Genomic DNA, 18,085 nt, shown 5'->3' with positions numbered 1-18,085 from the left:
CGCCCATCTGGGCGTTGACCTCACGGTTCGGCGCTGGTCGGGCGGTAGAGTCGGCGCTGTGCGGGTGCTGTCGATGGACGACGCGGTACTGGGCAAACGCCCCGATCTGGGCAGTGTGTCCGACCAGCCCGCCCACGCCCGCATCGCGGTCTGGCTGGAGAAATTGATCGTCTCGGGCCGGCTGTCCCCCGGCGACAAACTGCCCGCTGAGGTCGACATCGCCGCGGCCCTGGGGGTGAGCCGCATGACGCTGCGCCAGGCGCTGGGGTCCATCGAAGCCAAGGGCCTGATTCGGCGCAGCCGCGGTCGCTTCGGCGGGAACTTCGTCGAAACACCCCGGCTGGAGTTCGACCACAGCGGTATGCCCGGGTTCACCGAGCAGCTTCGCCGGCTCGACATGGCCGCCGGCGCGCAGGTGGTCAGCGCCGCTACCCGCACCCCCAGCCCGGAGGTGCGCGAGGCGCTGGGGCTCAAGCGGGGCGCGCGCGTGCACGAGATCATCCGGATCCGATCCGCTGACGGTGCACCGGTGCTGCTCGAGGAGACCTACCTGCCGGCCAGTCTGTTCCCCGGTCTGCTGTCGGCCGACCTCACCGGCTCGGTGTACGCGTTGATGGCCGACGAGTTCGGGGTTCCGCTGTGTTCGGCCGACGAGCACATCGAGGCCGCACCGGCCAGCGCGGCCCGCGCCGACCTGCTCGGGGTCGCCGAAGGCGCTCCGCTGTTGCTCGTCACTCGCACCGGCCACGACCGCGACGGGGTGCCGGTGGAGTTCTCGCACGATTACTTCCGGTCCGACCGCACCCGTATCCGGGTGAAGTCATGGGTCGACCGCGACACCCAGGCCCGGGTGGAGACCTCGCCCGCGTCCTAGCGTTTCCGGTCGCGCAGCGCCGGCAGGACGTGCGCCACGAGGTCAGCCGAGAGCGCGGGCACCACAGCGGGCGCCACCGACAACACCGCCTCGCTGGGCGCCGCGCCGACCGCGATGCACCGCATACCGGCGGCCAGCGCACCGCGCACGCCGGGTACCGAATCCTCGAACACGATCACATCCGCCGGTGGGTGACCCAACAGGGCCGCACCGGCCAAGAAGCCCTCGGGGTCGGGCTTGCCGCGTCGGACGTCCTCCTCGGCGACGACGATCTCGATGACCTCCCCGACGGGGCTGCTCGCCAGTACGGCACGCACGTCGTCGCGCTGGGCACCGGTGACGATAGCCATCGGCACGTCGTGCTCGGCGAGCGCCTGCACCAGCCGCACCGTCTCGGCCGTGATCGGGTTGTCCTCGGCTACCAGTTCGCGGTAGCGGCGCTTGCGCAGTTCCAGCAGCGGGTCGACATCCGCTCGGGCACCGGTGATCTGGATGGCCTTCTCGACGATCTCGCGGTCGCTGTGGCCGAGCAGATGGCGGTCGTAGTCGTCCTGCGTCATCTGCCAGTCGAGGTGCTCGGCGAACAGTTCGGCAAAGATCCGAAACAGAATGGGCTCGTCGTCGGACAGCGTGCCGTTGAAATCGAAGATGACGGCGGGGTTGCGCGCGGTGGCCCACGCGGTGATCAGTTCACGGGCCTGAGAGGAAACCGGGTGCGACACGATGCAATAGTCTAGTCTTTTAAACCATGCCGTTCCTCTCCGACTCGGAACTGGATGCGCTGCTCGAGCAGCTACCAGCCTTGGCCGGCCAACCGCGCCGGCTGGAGGAACTGTCGGGCGGCCTGACCAACCGCAACGTCAAGATCACCACCCCCTCGGGGACGTATGTCGCACGCTGTAGCGCCAACACCAAGAACCTGTTGGGTATCGATCGCGACAACGAGTACTACAACAGCAAGGCCGCCGCGCAGGCCGGTGTCGGGGCGCCCGTCGTCGACTACCGGCCCGACCTCGGCATCCTGCTGGTCGGCTTCCTCGAGGGCGTCACCCTGACCAATGCCGACCTGCAGCGCCCCGGGGTGCTGCAGCGGGTGGCGGCCGGTGTCAAGGGCCTGCACTCCGGGCCCCGCTTCCGCGACGACTTCAATATGTTCGAGCGTCAGCCCGCCTACCTGAAAGTGGTTCAGGACAACGGTTTCCGGCTGCCGTCGGACTACTACGACTTCGCCCAGCCATTTGCCGACATCCAGCGGGTGCTGGAAGCCACCGACAACACCACCGTGCCGTGCAACAACGATCTGCTGGCCGGCAACTTCGTCGACAACGGCGAACGGGTGTGGCTGATCGACTACGAATACTCGGGCAACAACGACCCGTGCTTCGAGCTGGGTAACCTCAGCGCCGAGTGCGGGCTGTCCACCGACCAACTCGACGAGCTGGTCACGCTCTACTACGGCCGCCCGCTGCGCCACAAGACCGCCCGCGCCCGCCTGCAGGGCATCGTGGGCAAGTACGGCTGGACATTGTGGGGCTGTATCCAACATGGCTCCAGCGCCATCGAATTCGATTTCTGGGACTGGGCGATGGAGCGCTACGAATCCGCCGTCGCCGAGTTCCGCGGACCCGACTTCGCCCGGCTTCTGCACGACGCACAAGCCGCTGACTGAGTAAGGACACCATGTCGACCCAACAGCTGCCCGACCGCGCCCAGATCGTCATCATCGGCGGTGGCGTCATCGGAACCAGCGTGGCCTACCACCTCACCAAGCTCGGCCACACCGATGTAGTGCTGCTGGAGCAGGGTCAGCTGTCCTGCGGAACCACCTGGCACGCCGCCGGTCTGGTCGGCCAGCTGCGCGCCTCGGAGAGCGGTACCCGGTTGGTGCAGTACTCCACGCAGCTCTACGCCGAGTTGGAGGCCGAGACGGGCTTGACGGCGGGCTACAAGCAGTGCGGCGGGGTAACGGTGGCGCGCACCGAGGACCGCATGACGCAGTTGCGCCGCACCGCCGCCAATGCCGCGGCCTACAACCTGGACTGTGAATTGCTCAGTCCCGAGCAGGCTTTCGAGCGCTACCCGGTGATGCGGGTCGATGACCTGGTGGGGGCGATCTGGCTGCCCGCCGACGGTAAGGCCAACCCGACCGACCTGACGATGGCGCTGGCCAAGGGCGCCCGCCAGCGCGGCGCGAAGGTCGCCGAACACGTTCGCGTGCTCGATGTGCTGACCGACGGCGCCCGGGTGACCGGGGTGCGCACCGACGCCGGTGACATCGAGGCCGAGATCGTGGTCAACTGTGCCGGGCAATGGGCCAAAGCCATCGGTGCGATGGCCGGGGTGAACGTCCCGCTCTACTCGGCCGAGCACTTCTACGTCGTCACCGAGACCATCGCCGGAGTCCATCCGGACCTGCCGATCCTGCGGGACCCGGACGGCTACACCTACTTCAAGGAAGAAGTCGGCGGTCTGGTGATCGGCGGCTTCGAGCCGGAAGCCAAGCCCTGGGTGGCACCGGACAAGATCCCCTACCCGTTCGAGTTCCAACTGCTCGAAGAGGATTGGGAGCACTTCGAGATCCTGATGGAAAACGCCCTGCTGCGGATTCCGGATCTCGAGCACACCGGGCTGAAGAAGCTCTACAACGGTCCGGAGAGCTTCACCCCGGACAACCAGTTCATCCTCGGCGAGGCACCCGAGTGCGCGAACTTCTTCGTCGGCGCCGGCTTCAACTCCGTCGGCATCGCCTCGGCCGGCGGTGCGGGGCGGGCGCTGGCCGAGTGGATCGTCAACGGTGCACCCACCAGCGATCTCACCGGGGTCGACATCCGCCGCTTCGCCCCGTTCAACGGCAACGTCAGCTGGCTGCACGACCGGGTGGCCGAGGTACTGGGCGTGCACTACGAAATCCCCTGGCCCAACCGCGAACTGACCACAGCGCGGCCGTTCCGGCGCTCCCCGGTACACCACCTGCTGGTGGCGGCGAATGCCAACTTCGGCAGCCGGATGGGCTGGGAGCGGGCCAATTTCTTCGCACCCGCCGGCCAGGACCCGGTGATCGAGTACTCGTGGGGCAAGCAGAACTGGTTGCCCTGGTCGGCGGCCGAACAGCTCACCACCCGCAACGCGGTCACGGTGTTCGACCAGACGTCGTTCTCCAAGTACCTGCTGACGGGCCCCGGCGCCGAAGAGGCATTGCAGTGGTTGTGCACCGCCGATATGGCAGTGCCGGTAGGCAAGTCGGTCTACACCGGGATGCTCAACGCCCGTGGCACCTACGAGTCCGATGTCACCGTGACACGAACCGGCGCCACCGAGTTCCTGATCGTCAGCAGCGCAGCCACCACCGAGCGCGATAAGGACCACATCCGCAGGAATCTGCCGCACGCGGCGCAGGCCGAACTGGTCGACGTCACCTCGGCGATGGCGGTGTTCGGCGTGATGGGTCCGCGCTCGCGTGAGTTGCTGTCGACCCTGACCGACGCCGATCTGTCCGACGAGGCGTTCCCGTTCGCCACCAGCCAGGTGATCTCGCTGGGCTACGCCACTGTCCGGGCCACCCGGATCACCTATGTCGGCGAATTGGGTTGGGAACTCTACGTTCCCGCCGAGTTCGCCGTCGGGGTGTACGAGGACCTGATGGCAGCCGGTGAGCGCTTCGGGATCGGCCGCGGCGGGTACTACGCGATCGAGTCGCTGCGGCTGGAAAAGGGCTACCGCGCCTTCGGCCGCGAACTGACGCCGAACGAGAACCCTGTCGAAGCCGGCCTGCTGTTCGCCTGCAAGCTCAAGACCGATATCGACTTCCTCGGCCGCGCCGCGGTGGAGAAGGCCAAGGCCGAGGGCCCGCGTAAACGGGTGGTGAGCTTCTCGGTGGACTCCCCCGAGCCCATGTTGTGGGGCGGTGAGTTGATCCTGCGCGACGGCGCGGTGGCCGGCCAGGTGACCTCCGCCGCGTGGGGCGCGACCACCGGCGCGTGCGTCGGGCTGGCCTACGTGCGGGCCGCCGACGACGCCGTCGTCACCCCGGACTGGATCCGGGCGGGCAACTACACGGTCAACGTCGGCGGTGAGGTCTACCCGATCACGGTGTCACTCAAGCCGATCTACGATCCGGCCAACGAGCGGGTGCGCTGACAAGCCACCTAGTGCGCGAAGTGCTGCTGGTCGAAGTGACCGTTGGGCTTGGTCGCGTCCAGATGTCCAAGGACGGCGTGGAGGTCCTCCCACAGCGAGCGGGCCAGGTCGGCGGAGAACCCTTCCCGGACCACCACCCGCAGTACCGAGACATCCTGCGCCCCTTCCGGCATGGTGTAGGCGGGCACCTGCCAGCCGTAGGAGCGCAGCGCCGCCGACACGTCGAACTCGGTGTAGCCGAAGTCGCCGGAGAGCTTGAACGCCACCACCGGGATCGCCGACCCGTCGGAGATGACCTCGAAGTGCTGGCAGCTGGCAAGCTGATCGGAGAGCCAGCGCGCGGTGCCCGAAAGGCATTGCATCACATGGGTATAGCCGGCCCGCCCCAACCGTAGGAAGTTGTAATACTGCCCGACAACCTGGTTACCGGGCCGGGAGAAGTTGAGGGTGAAGGTCGGCATGTCGCCACCGAGATAGTTGACCCGGAACACCAGGTCCTCGGGCAGGTGATCAGCGTTGCGCCACACCACGAATCCGACACCCGGATACGTCAGGCCGTACTTGTGGCCGCTGACGTTGATCGACACCACCCGCGGAAGCCGGAAGTCCCACTTGAGATCCGGGTGCAGGAACGGGACGACGAAGCCACCGCTGGCGGCGTCGACATGCACGGGGATGTCGAGCTTCTTGTCCTTGGCCAATTTGTCCAGTGCCGCGCAGATCTCGGCGATCGGCTCCAGTTCCCCGGTGTAGGTGGTGCCCAGGATCGCTACCACACCGATGGTGTCCTCGTCGACGTACTCGAGCACCTGCTCGGGGGTGATGACGTAGCAGTCCTCGGTCATCGGGATGTAGCGCGGCTCGACTTCGAAGTAGCGGCAGAACTTCTCCCACACCACCTGGACGTTGGCGCCCATCACCAGGTTGGGGGTGCGGGTCTTCCACCCGTCACCGACCCGCTCCTTCCACTTCCACTTCAGCGCCAGCCCGCCGAGCATCACCGCCTCCGACGATCCGATGGTCGACGCCCCCACCGCGCTCGACGCGTCATCGTCGCGCAGGTTCTCGGCGTGGAACAGGTCGGCAACCATGGCTACACAACGAGATTCGATGGCGGCGGTGGCCGGGTACTCGTCCTTGTCGATCATGTTCTTGTCGAACGTCTCGGCCATCAGCTTCTCGGCCTCCGGGTCCATCCACGTCGTCACGAAGGTGGCCAGGTTGAGCCGGGAGCTGCCGTCGAGCATCAACTCGTCGTGGATGAACCGGTAGGCCGCAGCGGGTTCCATCGCCTCGTCGGGCAACCGCAATGACGGGATCGGATCAGTCGACAGCCGTCCCGTGTACGCCGGGGCGATCGACGGGGAGCGGTACTTGACGTGCGGCATGCTTCCTTCTCTCTACAGTGCGGCGATGGCGGAACGGATATGGGCGAGGATGCGCGACGCGGACGTCGGTACCGAGGCGGGCCCGGGATCGGCGGCTGAGGCGTTGGCGGCGCGGGCATGCACGAACGCCGCCATCGCGGCGGCCTTCGCCGGTGGCAGTCCGGCGGCCAGCAGAGCGCCGATCATGCCCGAGAGCACATCACCGGAACCTGCGGTGGCTGCCCAGGATCCGCCCGCCGGGTTGAGGTAGACCGGCCCGTCGGCACCCGCCACCACGGTGACATTGCCCTTGAGCAACACCGTCGCACCGAAGCCCTCGGCGAGGCGGCGGGCGGCAGCGATCCGGTCCTCACCGGGCGGCGACCCCGCCAGGCGCGCGAACTCCCCGGCGTGCGGAGTCAGCACCGTCGGCGCCTGCCGGTCGGACACCAGGTGCGGGTGGGCGGCCAGGATCGTCAGGGCGTCCGCGTCGACAATCACCGGAAGATCGGTATTGAGCGCGAATGTCACTGCAGCAACGGCATTTTCGTCGGTACCCAGACCCGGACCGACCACCCAGGACTGCACCCGGCCAGCGGCTGCGGCGCTGGGCGCGGCGACGACTTCCGGCCAGTGCGACACCACCTCGGCGGCGGCAGATCCGGCGTAGCGCTTCATGCCGGAGGTGGCCGCCACCGCAGCGCCGGTGCACAGGATGGCCGCACCGGGGTAGGTGGAGGAACCGGCCAGGATTCCGGTGACGCCCTGGCTGTATTTGTCGTCGTGCGGGTAGGGCACCGGCCAGTGAGCCCTGACGTCGGCAGCCTCCAGCGCCAGCACATCGGTGGCCGGCAGGTCCAGGCCGATGTCCACGAGTTCGACGCGCCCGCAGTCGGCCAGCGCATGCACGGGCTTGAGGCCACCGAACGTCACGGTCAGCGCGGCATGAACGGCAGGCCCGGTAATCGCGCCGGTGTGCACGTCGACCCCGCTGGGGATGTCGACCGCGACAACGGGGATGCCCGCTGCGTCGACAGCGGCGAACACCGCGGCGGCCGCAGGCCGAAGCGGACCTTTACCCGAGATGCCGACGACCCCGTCGATCACCAGATCGGTGTCCGCCGCCACGGCGGCGACCACCCGGCCACCGGCGGCGCGAAACGCCGCCAGTGCCGTGGCGTGGGTGTGCTCCGGGTTCAGCAACACCGCCGAGGCGGACGCGCCGCGCCGGCGCAGGAACGTCGCCGCCCAGAGCGCGTCACCGCCGTTGTCACCGGAGCCCACGACGGCACAGATGCGCCGGCCGGCAATCCCCCCGGTCCGGCTCACCAACTCCCGCGCGATCGCGGTGGCCAAGCCGTAGGCGGCCCGCCGCATCAGGACCCCGTCGGCCAGGCTGGCCAGCAGAGGTGCCTCAGCGGCGCGGATCGCCTCGGCCGAGTAGTAGTGCCGCATCGGAACCCAGGTTACGTGCCGAGTCCGGGATATCTGTGGACTCCGACCGGGTACTCGGCCCCCATGAGCGATCCACACCTTCTCCAGGAGCTTCTCGACCTCGAACGCGCCGGGTGGCGCTCGCTCTGCGATTCCACCGGTGACCGGTTCTACGGGGAGCTGATGACCGACGACGCGGTGATGGTGCTGGCCAACGGCGCGGTGATGGACCGCGACGCCGTCGCGGCCGCGCTCGGCCAGGCACCGCCGTGGACGTCCTTCGACCTGTCCGATCCGCGGGTGGTGACGGCAGGCCCGGACGTGGCCGCGCTGGTCTACATCGGCATGGCGCGGCGCGACGACTCCGAGGAACCCTTCGTGGGGGCGATGTCCTCGGTGTATCACCGCACCGCCGACGGCTGGCGGCTGGTGCTGTACCAGCAGAGCGCCGCGGCTACTCGACCGTGACGGACTTGGCCAGGTTGCGCGGCTTGTCCACGTCGTAGCCGCGCGCCCTGGCGACCGCGGCGGCGAACACCTGCAGCGGTACCGTCGACAGCAATGGCTGGAAAAGCGTTGACACGGCCGGGATTTCGAAGAGGTGGTCGGCGTAGGGCCGCACCGTGTCGTCGCCCTCCTCGGCGATGACCACGGTGACCGCACCGCGAGCCTGCACTTCGCGGATGTTGCTCAGCAGCTTGGCGTGCAGGGTCGCGGAGTTCTTCGGCGACGGCATGACCACGATCACCGGCAAATCCTCGTCGATCAGCGCGATCGGGCCGTGCTTGAGCTCGCCGGCCGCGAAGCCCTCGGCGTGCATGTAGGCCAATTCCTTCAGCTTGAGCGCACCCTCGAGCGCCACCGGATAGCCGACGTGGCGACCCAGGAACAACACCGCATGCGACTGGGCGAAGGCCTGGCCGAGCGTGGTGATCGGCTCGACGTGCTCGAGCACCCGGGCCACCTGGTCGGGCATCGACTCCAGCTCGCGGTACTCGCGTTCGACCTCGTCGGGGTACTTGGTACCGCGCGCCTGCGCCAGCGCCAGACCGACCAGGTAGTTCGCGGCGATCTGCGCCAGGAAGGTCTTGGTGGCCGCCACGCCGATCTCCGGCCCGGCCCGGGTGTAGAGCACGGCATCGGCTTCACGCGGAATCTGGCTGCCGTTGGTGTTGCAGATGGCAAGGACTTTCGCCTTCTGCGCCTTGGCATGCCGGACCGCTTCGAGGGTGTCGGCGGTCTCACCGGACTGCGAGATCGCGATCACCAGCGTGCCGCGGTCGAGCACCGGGTCGCGGTAGCGGAACTCGCTGGCCAGTTCCACCTCGACCGGAAGGCGGGTCCAGTGCTCGATGGCGTATTTGGCCAGCAGCCCGGAGTGGAACGCGGTGCCGCACGCGACGATGAAGACCTTGTCGACCTCGCGGAGTTCCTGATCGGACAGGCGCTGTTCGTCCAACACGATGCGGCCGTCCACGAAGTGGCCGAGCAAGGTGTCGGCGACCGCCGTGGGCTGCTCGGCGATCTCCTTGAGCATGAAGTAGTCGTAGCCGCCCTTCTCGGCGGCCGACAGGTCCCAGTCGATATGGAACTCGCGGGCGTTCGCGGCGTCGTCGTTGCCGTCGAAGTCGGTGATCCGGTAGCCGTCGGCGGTGATCACCACGGCCTGGTCCTGGCCGAGTTCGACGGCGTCGCGGGTGTACTCGATGAAGGCCGCGACATCGGAACCCAGGAACATCTCGTCGCGCCCGATGCCGACGACCAGCGGCGTGGACCGGCGGGCGGCGATGATGGTGCCCGGGTCGTCGGCATTGGCGAACACCAGGGTGAAATGGCCCTCCAGCTGGCGCAGCACCGACAGCGTCGAGGCGACGAAGTCACCCGCGGTGGGGCCGTGGTGGTAGGCCCGCGACACCAGGTGGACGGCCACCTCGGTGTCGGTGTCGCTGGCGAACTCGACGCCGTCGGCCTCCAGGTCGTGGCGCAGCGTCGCGAAGTTCTCGATGATCCCGTTGTGGACGACGGCGAACTTGCCGGCCGCGTCCCGGTGCGGGTGGGCGTTGCGGTCGGTGGGCCTGCCGTGGGTGGCCCAGCGGGTGTGGCCCAGGCCAGCGGTTCCGGCCAGCGCGCCGGCGTCGGTTTCGGCGAGCGCTTCCTCGAGGTTGGCCAGCCGGCCGGCCCGGCGGCGCACCGTGAGACCGCCGTGCCCGTCGAGCAGGGCCACACCGGACGAGTCGTAACCGCGGTACTCCATGCGGCGCAGCGCGTCGACCACAACGTCGCAGGCAGGACGATGCCCGACGTAGGCCACGATTCCGCACATGGGTTCAAGGGTAGTGCAGCGCGGGTGGCCCGGAGGGTGGGCTACGGTCATGGGGTGGCCCGGACACGCAAGCTCTTCGCGGCGCTGACTCGTCGCGGTCCGCATCAGGTTTTGCGCGGTGACCTGGCATTTGCCGGCCTTCCGGGCATCGTCTACACCCCGGCGTCGGGGTTCAATCTGCCCGGTGTGGCCTTCGGCCACGATTGGCTCACACCTGTCGACCATTACGTGAAAACCCTGGAGCATCTCGCCTCGTGGGGCATCGTCGCGGCGGCGCCGAACACCGAGCGGGGCCCTGCTCCGTCGGTGCTGAACCTGGCGTTCGACCTTGGCACCACGCTCGACATCATCACCGGGGTCCGGCTGGGGCCCGGTCAGATCAGCGTGCACCCGACCAAACTTGGCCTGGCCGGCCATGGTTTCGGCGCCTCGGCGGCGGTGTTCGCCGCCGCAGGCCTGGCCGGGGCGGGCAAGTCCGCGCCCAAGGCCGCGGCCGCCCTGTTCCCCGCGGTCACCAAACCGCCAGCTCAGCAGCCCGCTGCCGGTTTGAAGGTGCCCGGCTTGGTACTCAGCGCACCCGACGACCCGGAGTCGCTGCGGACGGACGCTCTTGATCTGGCCCAGGCCTGGCCGGGTGCGGTGCTGCATGTGGTCACGAAGGGGAAGTCGGCCGGGCTGGCCGAGAAGCGGCGGTTCTCCCGTGTGCTGGGCCTGCCAGGGTCGGACCGCAAGACCCAAAAGGCGGCGCGGGCCCTGCTGACCGGCTTCCTACTGTTCCATCTCACCGGGGACAAGACGTATCGCGAGTTCGCCGACGCCGAGGCGGTGCTGCCCAAGACGGGGAAACCGGACCCCGAGGCCGAACCGATGACACCCGAGGGGCGGATCGTCGCGCTGCTGAAGTAGCGCCGAGCGGCCACTTACGACACGCATATCGCGATTGTGCGTGGCACAACTGGCCACTCGCGCACCCCATATCGTGCCCCCGCCGACACACCAACCAACCGGTTGGGATATACATCGGTGATGCGTACCGGTGTTTTCCTCGACTATTCGGGCGGCTTCCGCGAAGCCGCCGAGCACATCACCATCCTGGAGAAGGCCGGCGTGAACCTCGCGCTGGTCGCTGAGGCGTACTCCTATGACGCCATCAGTCAGCTGGGTTATCTGGCCGCCAAGACCTCGACGATCGAGTTGGGGTCCGGCGTCGTCCCGATCTACACCCGCACCCCGTCGCTGCTGGCGATGACGGCCGCAGGGCTGGACTACGTCTCCGACGGTCGCTTCCGGCTCGGCATCGGCACATCCGGCCCGCAGGTGGTCGAGGGCTTCCACGGTGTTCCGTTCGACGCCCCGCTGGGTCGCACACGGGAGGTCGTCGAGATCTGCCGCCAGGTGTGGCGCCGCGAGCGCGTGCAGCATCAGGGCAAGAACTACCAGATCCCACTGCCCGCCGATCAGGGCACCGGCCTGGGCAAGGCGCTTCAGCTCATCAATCACCCGGTGCGGGAAAACATCCCGATCCACATCGCGGCACTCGGCCCGAAAAATGTCGAACTGTCCGCCGAGATCGCCGAAGGCTGGCAGCCGGTGTTCTTCCTGCCCGAGAAGGCCGACGATGTCTGGGGCGAGGCACTGCGCGCCGGAAAAGCCAAGCGCGACAGCTCACTTGGCGAGCTCGACGTGATGGTCGGGGTGTCGGTGGCCATCGGCGACAACGTGGAGGACCGGCTGACCTGGGCCAAACCCCATCTGGCGCTGTACATCGGCGGCATGGGTGCGCGGGGGCAGAATTTCTACCACAAGCTGGCCACCCGGTACGGGTACGGCGAGGTTGCCGATCACATCCAGGATCTGTTCCTGGCCGGGCGCAAGGCCGAGGCCATCGCCGCGGTCCCCGACGATCTGGTCCGCCAGGTGTCGCTGATCGGGCCGCGAGGGTACGTCAAGGAGCGCATCGCCGCCTTCGCCGAGGCTGGTGTCACCACCCTGCTCGCCACCCCGGTGACCGCCGACGGCGCCGAATACATCACGTTCGTCGAGGAGTTACAGCAGCTGCTGCCCTGATCGGCGTTGTCACCGAACGCTGTTCATTCGCCGGGCGCAACAGCCGACGCCGCGAAGCCGGGACCACCGGGTGCTGGGGGTCGCTCATTGGCCGACCTGCGGGAGCTCGTCAGCGGCGATCTCGCACGGCGTCGGTTCGTCGTCGGGTTCCGGTTCGGGGCTGGCCGCCGGCGGGTCCGCGGGCGGCGGCGGTACGGGCTGTTCCGCCACCGGCTCCTCGACCGGCGGTGTCACGACCGAGTCGTCGGGCGCGGCATCTGCGGGCTCGTCGACCGGCTCGTCGCCGGGTTCACTCGGTGAATCATCTTGCTGCTTAGGATCATCGGTCTCTCCATCAGGCGAATCCGCAGCGTCGTCGGGACTATCACTGTCAGGCGAGTCGAGGGGCAGCGGATCAGCGGTAGTGCCCATACCGTCTGGCAGCAGACGACCGAGGGTGTCGCCGAGTTGACTGCCGAGCCCCGGGGCGGCCGGTGGTGGTGCGGCCAGCAGTGTGGGCTCCGGCGCGGCGGCGGGCACGGTGACAGGTGCGGACGTCGCGGTGCGCACCGCCGGGCGTGCGGAAGGCGGACCGAGACGGTCGGGGATGGCGAAAAGCACTGGGCTGCAGTCCGCGACCCGATGGATGGCGTCGAGGTAGGCGGACTGCACCGCGGTGGTCGCGGTGCGCATCGCGGTGACCCATTCGGTGCGGATGTCGGCGTCGACGTACGGGACGATCTGCTGGCTGACAAGCTCGCCGGCCTGCTCCAGGCCGGGCGCCCCGGTGGTGACGATCTGCGCCGCCGCCAGCCACTGCGCCCGCTCCCCTGCCCGGCGATCGTCGATCGCGACGGCCGCCCGCACCTTGCCCTCGACGATGCCGAGCAGCGTGTCCCGCAGCCACGCGCAGGCGTCCGCGGCACGGCGTAGGGCCTCGACCACACCCGCACCGCTCCGACAGTGCTGGTCGATGAAAGCCGCTGCCGATGACCGGGATTCACCCTGCCAGGCCGATAGCATCTGTCGCAGGCCATCGTGTTCCAGCCGTAGCGCCTCCTCGGCGGTGTCGGCCAGCATGCGCAGTGCCGCTCCGTCGGCGTCCAGCGCCTCGAGGTCCAGTCCGTCCTCGGTGCCATACCACTGCAGGACCTGTGCGCCGTGCGCGGTGAGATCCGGGTGCCCGTAGCCGACCGCGTGACAGGCCGCCACATAGGTCTGGGTGTCCGACACCGCGGGACGACCTTCGTCCAGCCGGGCGGCCACGACATAGGTCATCGCAGTGCCGCCGCTGCGCTCAGCTCCGCCTCGCGGTAATGCTGTGTCCCCGAACGTAACCCGGCGGCAATCTCGTCGGCGGACCGCGACCATTCGAGGATCCCGGCGCACAGCTGACTCAGCGCGGCATGCAGCCGTTCGCCGCTGACGCCATGCGCACGGCCTGCCGTCGACCCCTGGAAGCGCAGCGCGACACGACGGCCTGCACTGTCCAGGAGACCGGCTGCGGTGGCGAACTGCCGAGCGGCGGCGTCAAGGGCCGCAGCGTCCACCTCTGTGTTGCCCATACCCGTGTATGACGCAGGAGGGCGCCGGTCGGTTCCGTCGCGGCGGAAATCAGCCTTCGGCGCTGACCGATTCGGCCACCCGGACGGCCAGCTGCCGCGCGGTGTCCTCGTCGGCGGCCTCGACCATGACCCGGACCATCTGTTCGGTTCCCGACGGGCGCAACAGGATTCGGCCGGTATCGCCAAGTTCAGCCTCGGCGGCGCGCACGGCGTCCTGCACGGCAGGCGCCTCGGCCACCGTGGCCTTATCCGCCACGGTGACATTGATCAACACCTGGGGCAGGGTCTGCATCGGGGATGCCAGCGCGGCCAGCGACTGCCGGGTCTGTGCCATCCGCGACATCAGCCGCAGGCCGGTGACGATGCCGTCGCCCGTGGTCGCCATGGCGGGCATGACGATGTGGCCGGACTGTTCACCGCCCAGCGAGTATTCCCCGGCGCGCAGTTCCTCCAGGACGTAGCGGTCGCCGACCCCGGTGGTGCGCACGGTGATACCGGCCTCGCGCATGGCCAGGTGCAGGCCGAGATTGCTCATGACGGTGGCGACCAGGGTGTTGGAGGCCAGCTCCCCCGCCTCCTGCATGGCCAGCGCCAGGATCACCATGATGGCGTCGCCGTCGACCACCTGTCCGGCGGCATCGACCGCCAGGCAGCGGTCGGCATCGCCGTCGTGCGCCAGGCCGAGGTCGGCACCGTGGGCGAGGACGGCGGCCTGCAGTTGGTCGAGGTGCGTCGACCCGCAGCCGTCGTTGATGTTCAGACCGTTGGGCTCGGCGTGGATCGCGATGACCCGGGCGCCGGCGGCGTGGTAGGCCCGCGGCGCGGCGGCCGAGGCGGCACCGTTGGCACAGTCGACGACGACCGTCAGGCCGTCGAGTCGGACCGGCGCCGCTGACCGGACATGCTGCAGATAGCGCTCGAGGGCGTCGGTCGCATCCAGCGCCCGGCCGATACCGGCGCCGACCGGACGAAGGCCAGGACCCTGGGCGACCAGTTCCTCGATGCGGTCCTCGGCGGCGTCGTCGAGCTTGTGACCGCCGGGACCGAAGATCTTGATGCCGTTGTCAGGCATCGCGTTGTGCGAGGCCGAGATCATCACCCCGAAGTCGGCGTCGTAGGCGCCGGTCAGATAGGCGACGGCCGGTGTGGGCAGCACGCCGACCCGCAGCGCGTCGACGCCCTCGCTGGTGACCCCGGCGATGACGGCGGCCTCGAGCATCTCGCCGCTGGCCCGCGGATCGCGGCCGATGACGGCCAGCGGGCGCCCGGACCGGGCGGTGACAGCCAGTCGCCGGGCGGCCGCCGCTCCCAGGGCCAGCGCCAGCTCAGCGGTCAGTTCCCGGTTGGCGACGCCTCGGACCCCATCGGTCCCGAACAGTCGACCCATGCGGACAAACCTCTCACAATTACCGCCTCAATCCACAACCGACGAGGTTATCCGCCATCTCGCCGCCAAACCGACATTCGGCCGAGACACGGCGCTGCCCGCACCCCGGGGACCGGGATGCGGGCAGCGTTGGTGCCGGTGAGGCCTAGCGGGTCTCAGCCGCCGACGGCGGGGCCGGCGTGGCACTGGTGCTCGGCGCCGGGGTGGTCGGCGCGGCCGGGCGGTTCTGGCCCGGAGCGGTCTCCGAGTTACCCGGCGAGTTCTGGGTGAAGGTGTAGCTCAGCCCGCCGGTGGCGCTATCGCATGCCGGCAGGGTCTGCACCTGGTTGGTGTCGAGTTCGGGCAGCCGCACCGAGAGGTCCTCACCCGGGCACACGGCGGTGGCTAGCGACTGCGCACCGGCCAGCGACACTTCCTGGATGACGCCCAGCTGCTGGCCGTCGACGCTCAGCGTCACGTTGACCTTGCCGTCCCCCACCACCGACTGAGCCTGCGGAGGTGCTGCGTGCGCGAGGCTGAGGCCACCCGCGACGAGCAGCGATCCACCGAGGAGTGTGCCGGCGGCCGTCTTCGTGATCGTGTTCATATTCGCTCCATTTCTTCCTGTTAGGCAGGGATCCACGAGCTGCGCGAGATTCACACACAGCGCCGAGGAGGACACCGACCCCCCGTAAAGGTCCCGTCTCCCACCTCGGGCAGCCGACCACGCTGTCGGCTCCCTGTGGCGTTGCCGGAGCGCCACCGACTCAAACCAAAACTTAATAATTGGTCCGCCTCGCACCGCTGAACTGCGCAAAGAAGAAGTGAGACAGCGCACAAAAAAAACTCGCCGGGTGCATCCGAAAGGACACACCCGGCGAGCTCGCGTCGAAACGCGCGGCAGATCAGCGCTTGCTGTACTGCGGCGCCTTGCGGGCCTTCTTGAGGCCGTACTTCTTGCGCTCGATGGCACGCGGGTCACGCGTGAGGAAGCCGGCCTTCTTCAGCGCCGGACGATCCTCGGGCTGCACCAGGATCAGCGCGCGGGCGATCGCGAGGCGAAGCGCACCGGCCTGGCCCGAGGGGCCGCCGCCGTCGAGGTGGGCGTAGATATCGAAGCTGTCCACCCGGTCGACGGTCACCAGCGGCGCCTTGATCAGCTGCTGGTGCACCTTGTTCGGGAAGTAGTCCTCGAGGGTGCGGCCGTCGAGGTGGAACTTGCCGGTGCCGGGCACCAGGCGAACCCGCACCACGGCCTCCTTGCGGCGGCCGACGGTCTGGATCGGGCGGTCGATGATGACCGGCTCGCGCGGGGTGCTCTCCACCGGGGCTTCGGTGGACTCAGTGGCCTCGATGACCTCGGTGCCTTCCGGGGTCTCAACGACCTCGGTGACCTCGACGTCGGTCGTCACGTCTGTCGTTTCGCTCACTGGTCCACCTGCTTGATCTCGTACGGAATCGGCTGCTGGGCCGCATGCGGATGATCCGGCCCGGCGTACACCTTGAGCTTCTTCTGGATCTGGCGGCTCAGCTTGTTGTGCGGGAGCATGCCGACGATGGCCTTCTCGACCACGCGGTCAGCGTGCTTCTGCATTTCGTCGCCGAGCGTGCGGGCCCGCAGACCACCGGGGTAACCCGAGTGGCGGTAGGCCATTTTGCTCTGGAGCTTGTCACCGCTGACGGCGATCTTGTCAGCGTTGATGACGATGACGAAGTCGCCACCGTCGACATTGGGCGTGAATGTCGGCTTGTGCTTGCCACGCAGCAGATTGGCTGCTGCGACGGCGAGCCGGCCGAGCACCACGTCGGTGGCGTCGATGACGTACCACGACCTCGTGGTGTCACCCGCCTTCGGCGTGTACGTAGGCACAGCGCTACCTTCTCTTCTTCTCGGGTTAGGTCCCGGTATGACCCGGGTGCCGGTCGGACGCGACGGTCGGGATGAATGTCTCGGCGACCAACACTGACCCGAGACCCCGGCTGACGCCGCGGAGAACCGCGACGTACCGCACGCCAACGAGGCAGCTTACCTGCGGCGATAGACGCAGGTCAAAACGCGCCGGCGCGGTCGTAGGCGACGTTGGCGACGGCCCGGACATACTCGGTGCCGCCGTGGTCGGCCATCGTCGCGCTGATGGTCGCGATCCGCCGTCCGACCCGATCGGTCATGGTGCTCACCGTCAGGGTGCGGCCGTCGACCGGGGGCGAGCGGAAATAGTAAACGCTGAGGTCAGCAAGGGTGTAGGTGTCGCCGGGGCCGGTGTGGGCCTGCCCGGCCAGTGAGCAGACCTCGCCGATGATCGAAGCGATCACCCCGCCCTGGATGGCGCCGAGCACGTTGGCCATCCAGGGTTGCGGTTCCACGGTGACGACGAGTTCGTCGGTGGCGGTCACGCTGAGGGCCAGGAGTTCGGCCAGCGGGCCGCGGGCGAGCTCGCCGCGCCCCAGGGCGCCGAGGATGCGCGGACCATCCCAGCCCGGGTCGATCGCCGAGACCGTGGTGTCCACTGCCGGCGGTTCGGGTATCGGGTCGCTGCGGGTCGCCATCGTGGCGCGGTCCAGTGCCCGCAGTTCGGCGGTGCTGCGACCCACCCTGACGGTGCGCCCGACCCCGGAGCACACGACGTCCTGGTTGCTGTTGGTCACCGTGACCGTGGGGGTTCCGGAGCTGTCGTCGTAGTGCGCCATCGTCGCCGAGGCGCACACCAGGTCACCGACGTGCACCGGGGCACCGGCGGTCAACGCTAGCCAGGACTGCACGGTGGCCACCGGTTCGGAGAACAGGTACCAGAAGGCGCCGCTGGTGGCCGATTCGGCGGTGATCGCGTAAGCCGGCATACCGAGCACGCCGCGGTGGTCCATCAGCGTGGGGTTCAGCAGCTGATCGAGTGCGATGCCGCCCTCGGTGAGCCGTACCGAGCCGATGGTGAAGTGGTTCTGCGGCCTGCTAGCTGTGCTCATCGACTGGCATCC

General features: G+C 68.5%; 17 protein-coding genes. 6 read left to right on the top strand and 11 right to left on the bottom strand.

Translation table 11 applies throughout. The features are described 5' to 3' along the window. The first annotated feature begins 58 nt into the window (after window positions 1–58). Window positions 59–874 (top strand): GntR family transcriptional regulator, encoded by an 816-nt coding sequence (locus BN3385_RS08170; protein ID WP_059016044.1) that lies wholly within the window; start codon window positions 59–61, stop codon window positions 872–874. Here BN3385_RS08170 and BN3385_RS08165 read toward each other — a convergent pair. Beyond that, the gene (locus tag BN3385_RS08165; protein WP_059016043.1) at window positions 871–1,596 is read right to left on the bottom strand and encodes an HAD family hydrolase; all 726 of its coding nucleotides are present in this window, start codon (window positions 1,594–1,596) and stop codon (window positions 871–873) included. The genes BN3385_RS08170 and BN3385_RS08165 overlap by 4 nt on opposite strands. A 26-nt stretch (window positions 1,597–1,622) precedes the next feature. Between BN3385_RS08165 and BN3385_RS08160 the strand changes: the two genes are divergently transcribed. Both BN3385_RS08160 and BN3385_RS08155 read left to right on the top strand, forming a co-directional pair. Next, window positions 1,623–2,543 (top strand): choline/ethanolamine kinase family protein, encoded by a 921-nt coding sequence (locus BN3385_RS08160; protein ID WP_059016042.1) that lies wholly within the window; start codon window positions 1,623–1,625, stop codon window positions 2,541–2,543. A gap of 11 nt (window positions 2,544–2,554) precedes the next feature. Next, window positions 2,555–5,011 carry a GcvT family protein gene (locus BN3385_RS08155; RefSeq protein WP_059016041.1) on the top strand — a complete coding sequence of 819 codons (2,457 nt, stop codon included), beginning with the start codon at window positions 2,555–2,557 and terminating at the stop codon, window positions 5,009–5,011. A gap of 8 nt (window positions 5,012–5,019) precedes the next feature. On the opposite strand, the gene gad is transcribed toward BN3385_RS08155, so the two are convergent. Further along, a complete protein-coding gene (gad, locus tag BN3385_RS08150; protein WP_059016040.1) occupies window positions 5,020–6,399 on the bottom strand; it encodes a glutamate decarboxylase in 1,380 nt (459 codons plus the stop codon). Window positions 6,400–6,411: 12 nt separating this feature from the next. Further along, window positions 6,412–7,833 carry a bifunctional ADP-dependent NAD(P)H-hydrate dehydratase/NAD(P)H-hydrate epimerase gene (locus tag BN3385_RS08145; RefSeq protein WP_059016039.1) on the bottom strand — a complete coding sequence of 474 codons (1,422 nt, stop codon included), beginning with the start codon at window positions 7,831–7,833 and terminating at the stop codon, window positions 6,412–6,414. 63 nt (window positions 7,834–7,896) lie between these two features. On the opposite strand from BN3385_RS08145, the gene BN3385_RS08140 reads away from it, so the two are divergent. Beyond that, window positions 7,897–8,280 (top strand): nuclear transport factor 2 family protein, encoded by a 384-nt coding sequence (locus tag BN3385_RS08140; protein WP_059016038.1) that lies wholly within the window; start codon window positions 7,897–7,899, stop codon window positions 8,278–8,280. Here BN3385_RS08140 and glmS read toward each other — a convergent pair. Further along, window positions 8,267–10,135, bottom strand: a complete 1,869-nt coding sequence (gene glmS, locus BN3385_RS08135) for a glutamine--fructose-6-phosphate transaminase (isomerizing) (RefSeq protein WP_059016037.1) — start codon at window positions 10,133–10,135, stop codon at window positions 8,267–8,269. The genes BN3385_RS08140 and glmS overlap by 14 nt on opposite strands. Window positions 10,136–10,189: 54 nt before the next feature. On the opposite strand from glmS, the gene BN3385_RS08130 reads away from it, so the two are divergent. Together BN3385_RS08130 and BN3385_RS08125 are read left to right on the top strand one after the other, a co-directional pair. Beyond that, on the top strand, window positions 10,190–11,041 hold the full coding sequence (locus BN3385_RS08130; protein ID WP_059016036.1) for a dienelactone hydrolase family protein: 852 nt from the start codon (window positions 10,190–10,192) through the stop codon (window positions 11,039–11,041). Between the two features lie 117 nt (window positions 11,042–11,158). Beyond that, entirely contained in the window at window positions 11,159–12,202 is a 1,044-nt protein-coding gene (locus BN3385_RS08125; protein WP_082690333.1) for an LLM class F420-dependent oxidoreductase, read from the top strand. An 84-nt stretch (window positions 12,203–12,286) separates the two neighbouring features. Here BN3385_RS08125 and BN3385_RS08120 read toward each other — a convergent pair whose 3' ends face one another. The 7 genes from BN3385_RS08120 to BN3385_RS08090 all read right to left on the bottom strand — a co-directional run bounded on the left by BN3385_RS08120 (window position 12,287) and on the right by BN3385_RS08090 (window position 18,073). After that, a complete protein-coding gene (locus BN3385_RS08120; RefSeq protein WP_059016034.1) occupies window positions 12,287–13,459 on the bottom strand; it encodes a hypothetical protein in 1,173 nt (390 codons plus the stop codon). Continuing rightward, window positions 13,456–13,746: a hypothetical protein gene (locus BN3385_RS08115; protein WP_059016033.1), complete on the bottom strand. Its 291-nt coding sequence runs from the start codon at window positions 13,744–13,746 to the stop codon at window positions 13,456–13,458. Before BN3385_RS08115 ends, BN3385_RS08120 begins: the two co-directional genes overlap by 4 nt. A 49-nt stretch (window positions 13,747–13,795) precedes the next feature. Beyond that, entirely contained in the window at window positions 13,796–15,133 is a 1,338-nt protein-coding gene (gene glmM / locus BN3385_RS08110; protein WP_059016032.1) for a phosphoglucosamine mutase, read from the bottom strand. A 145-nt stretch (window positions 15,134–15,278) separates the two neighbouring features. Next, on the bottom strand, window positions 15,279–15,719 hold the full coding sequence (locus BN3385_RS08105; RefSeq protein WP_059016031.1) for a hypothetical protein: 441 nt from the start codon (window positions 15,717–15,719) through the stop codon (window positions 15,279–15,281). A gap of 298 nt (window positions 15,720–16,017) precedes the next feature. Continuing rightward, complete coding sequence (gene rpsI, locus BN3385_RS08100; protein ID WP_231748705.1) at window positions 16,018–16,467, bottom strand: 30S ribosomal protein S9; 450 nt, start codon at window positions 16,465–16,467, stop codon at window positions 16,018–16,020. Between the two features lie 71 nt (window positions 16,468–16,538). Next, window positions 16,539–16,982 carry a 50S ribosomal protein L13 gene (gene rplM, locus BN3385_RS08095; RefSeq protein ID WP_059016030.1) on the bottom strand — a complete coding sequence of 148 codons (444 nt, stop codon included), beginning with the start codon at window positions 16,980–16,982 and terminating at the stop codon, window positions 16,539–16,541. A gap of 179 nt (window positions 16,983–17,161) precedes the next feature. Further along, window positions 17,162–18,073 (bottom strand): PaaI family thioesterase, encoded by a 912-nt coding sequence (locus tag BN3385_RS08090; RefSeq protein ID WP_059016029.1) that lies wholly within the window; start codon window positions 18,071–18,073, stop codon window positions 17,162–17,164. Window positions 18,074–18,085 lie beyond the last annotated feature (12 nt).

This window comes from Mycobacterium sp. M26 (assembly GCF_001494595.1).
In the GTDB taxonomy this organism is placed as follows: Bacteria; Actinomycetota; Actinomycetes; order Mycobacteriales; family Mycobacteriaceae; genus Mycobacterium.
Note: the sequence above shows the minus strand (reverse complement) of the source record. Positions and strands in the feature narration are given on the sequence as shown.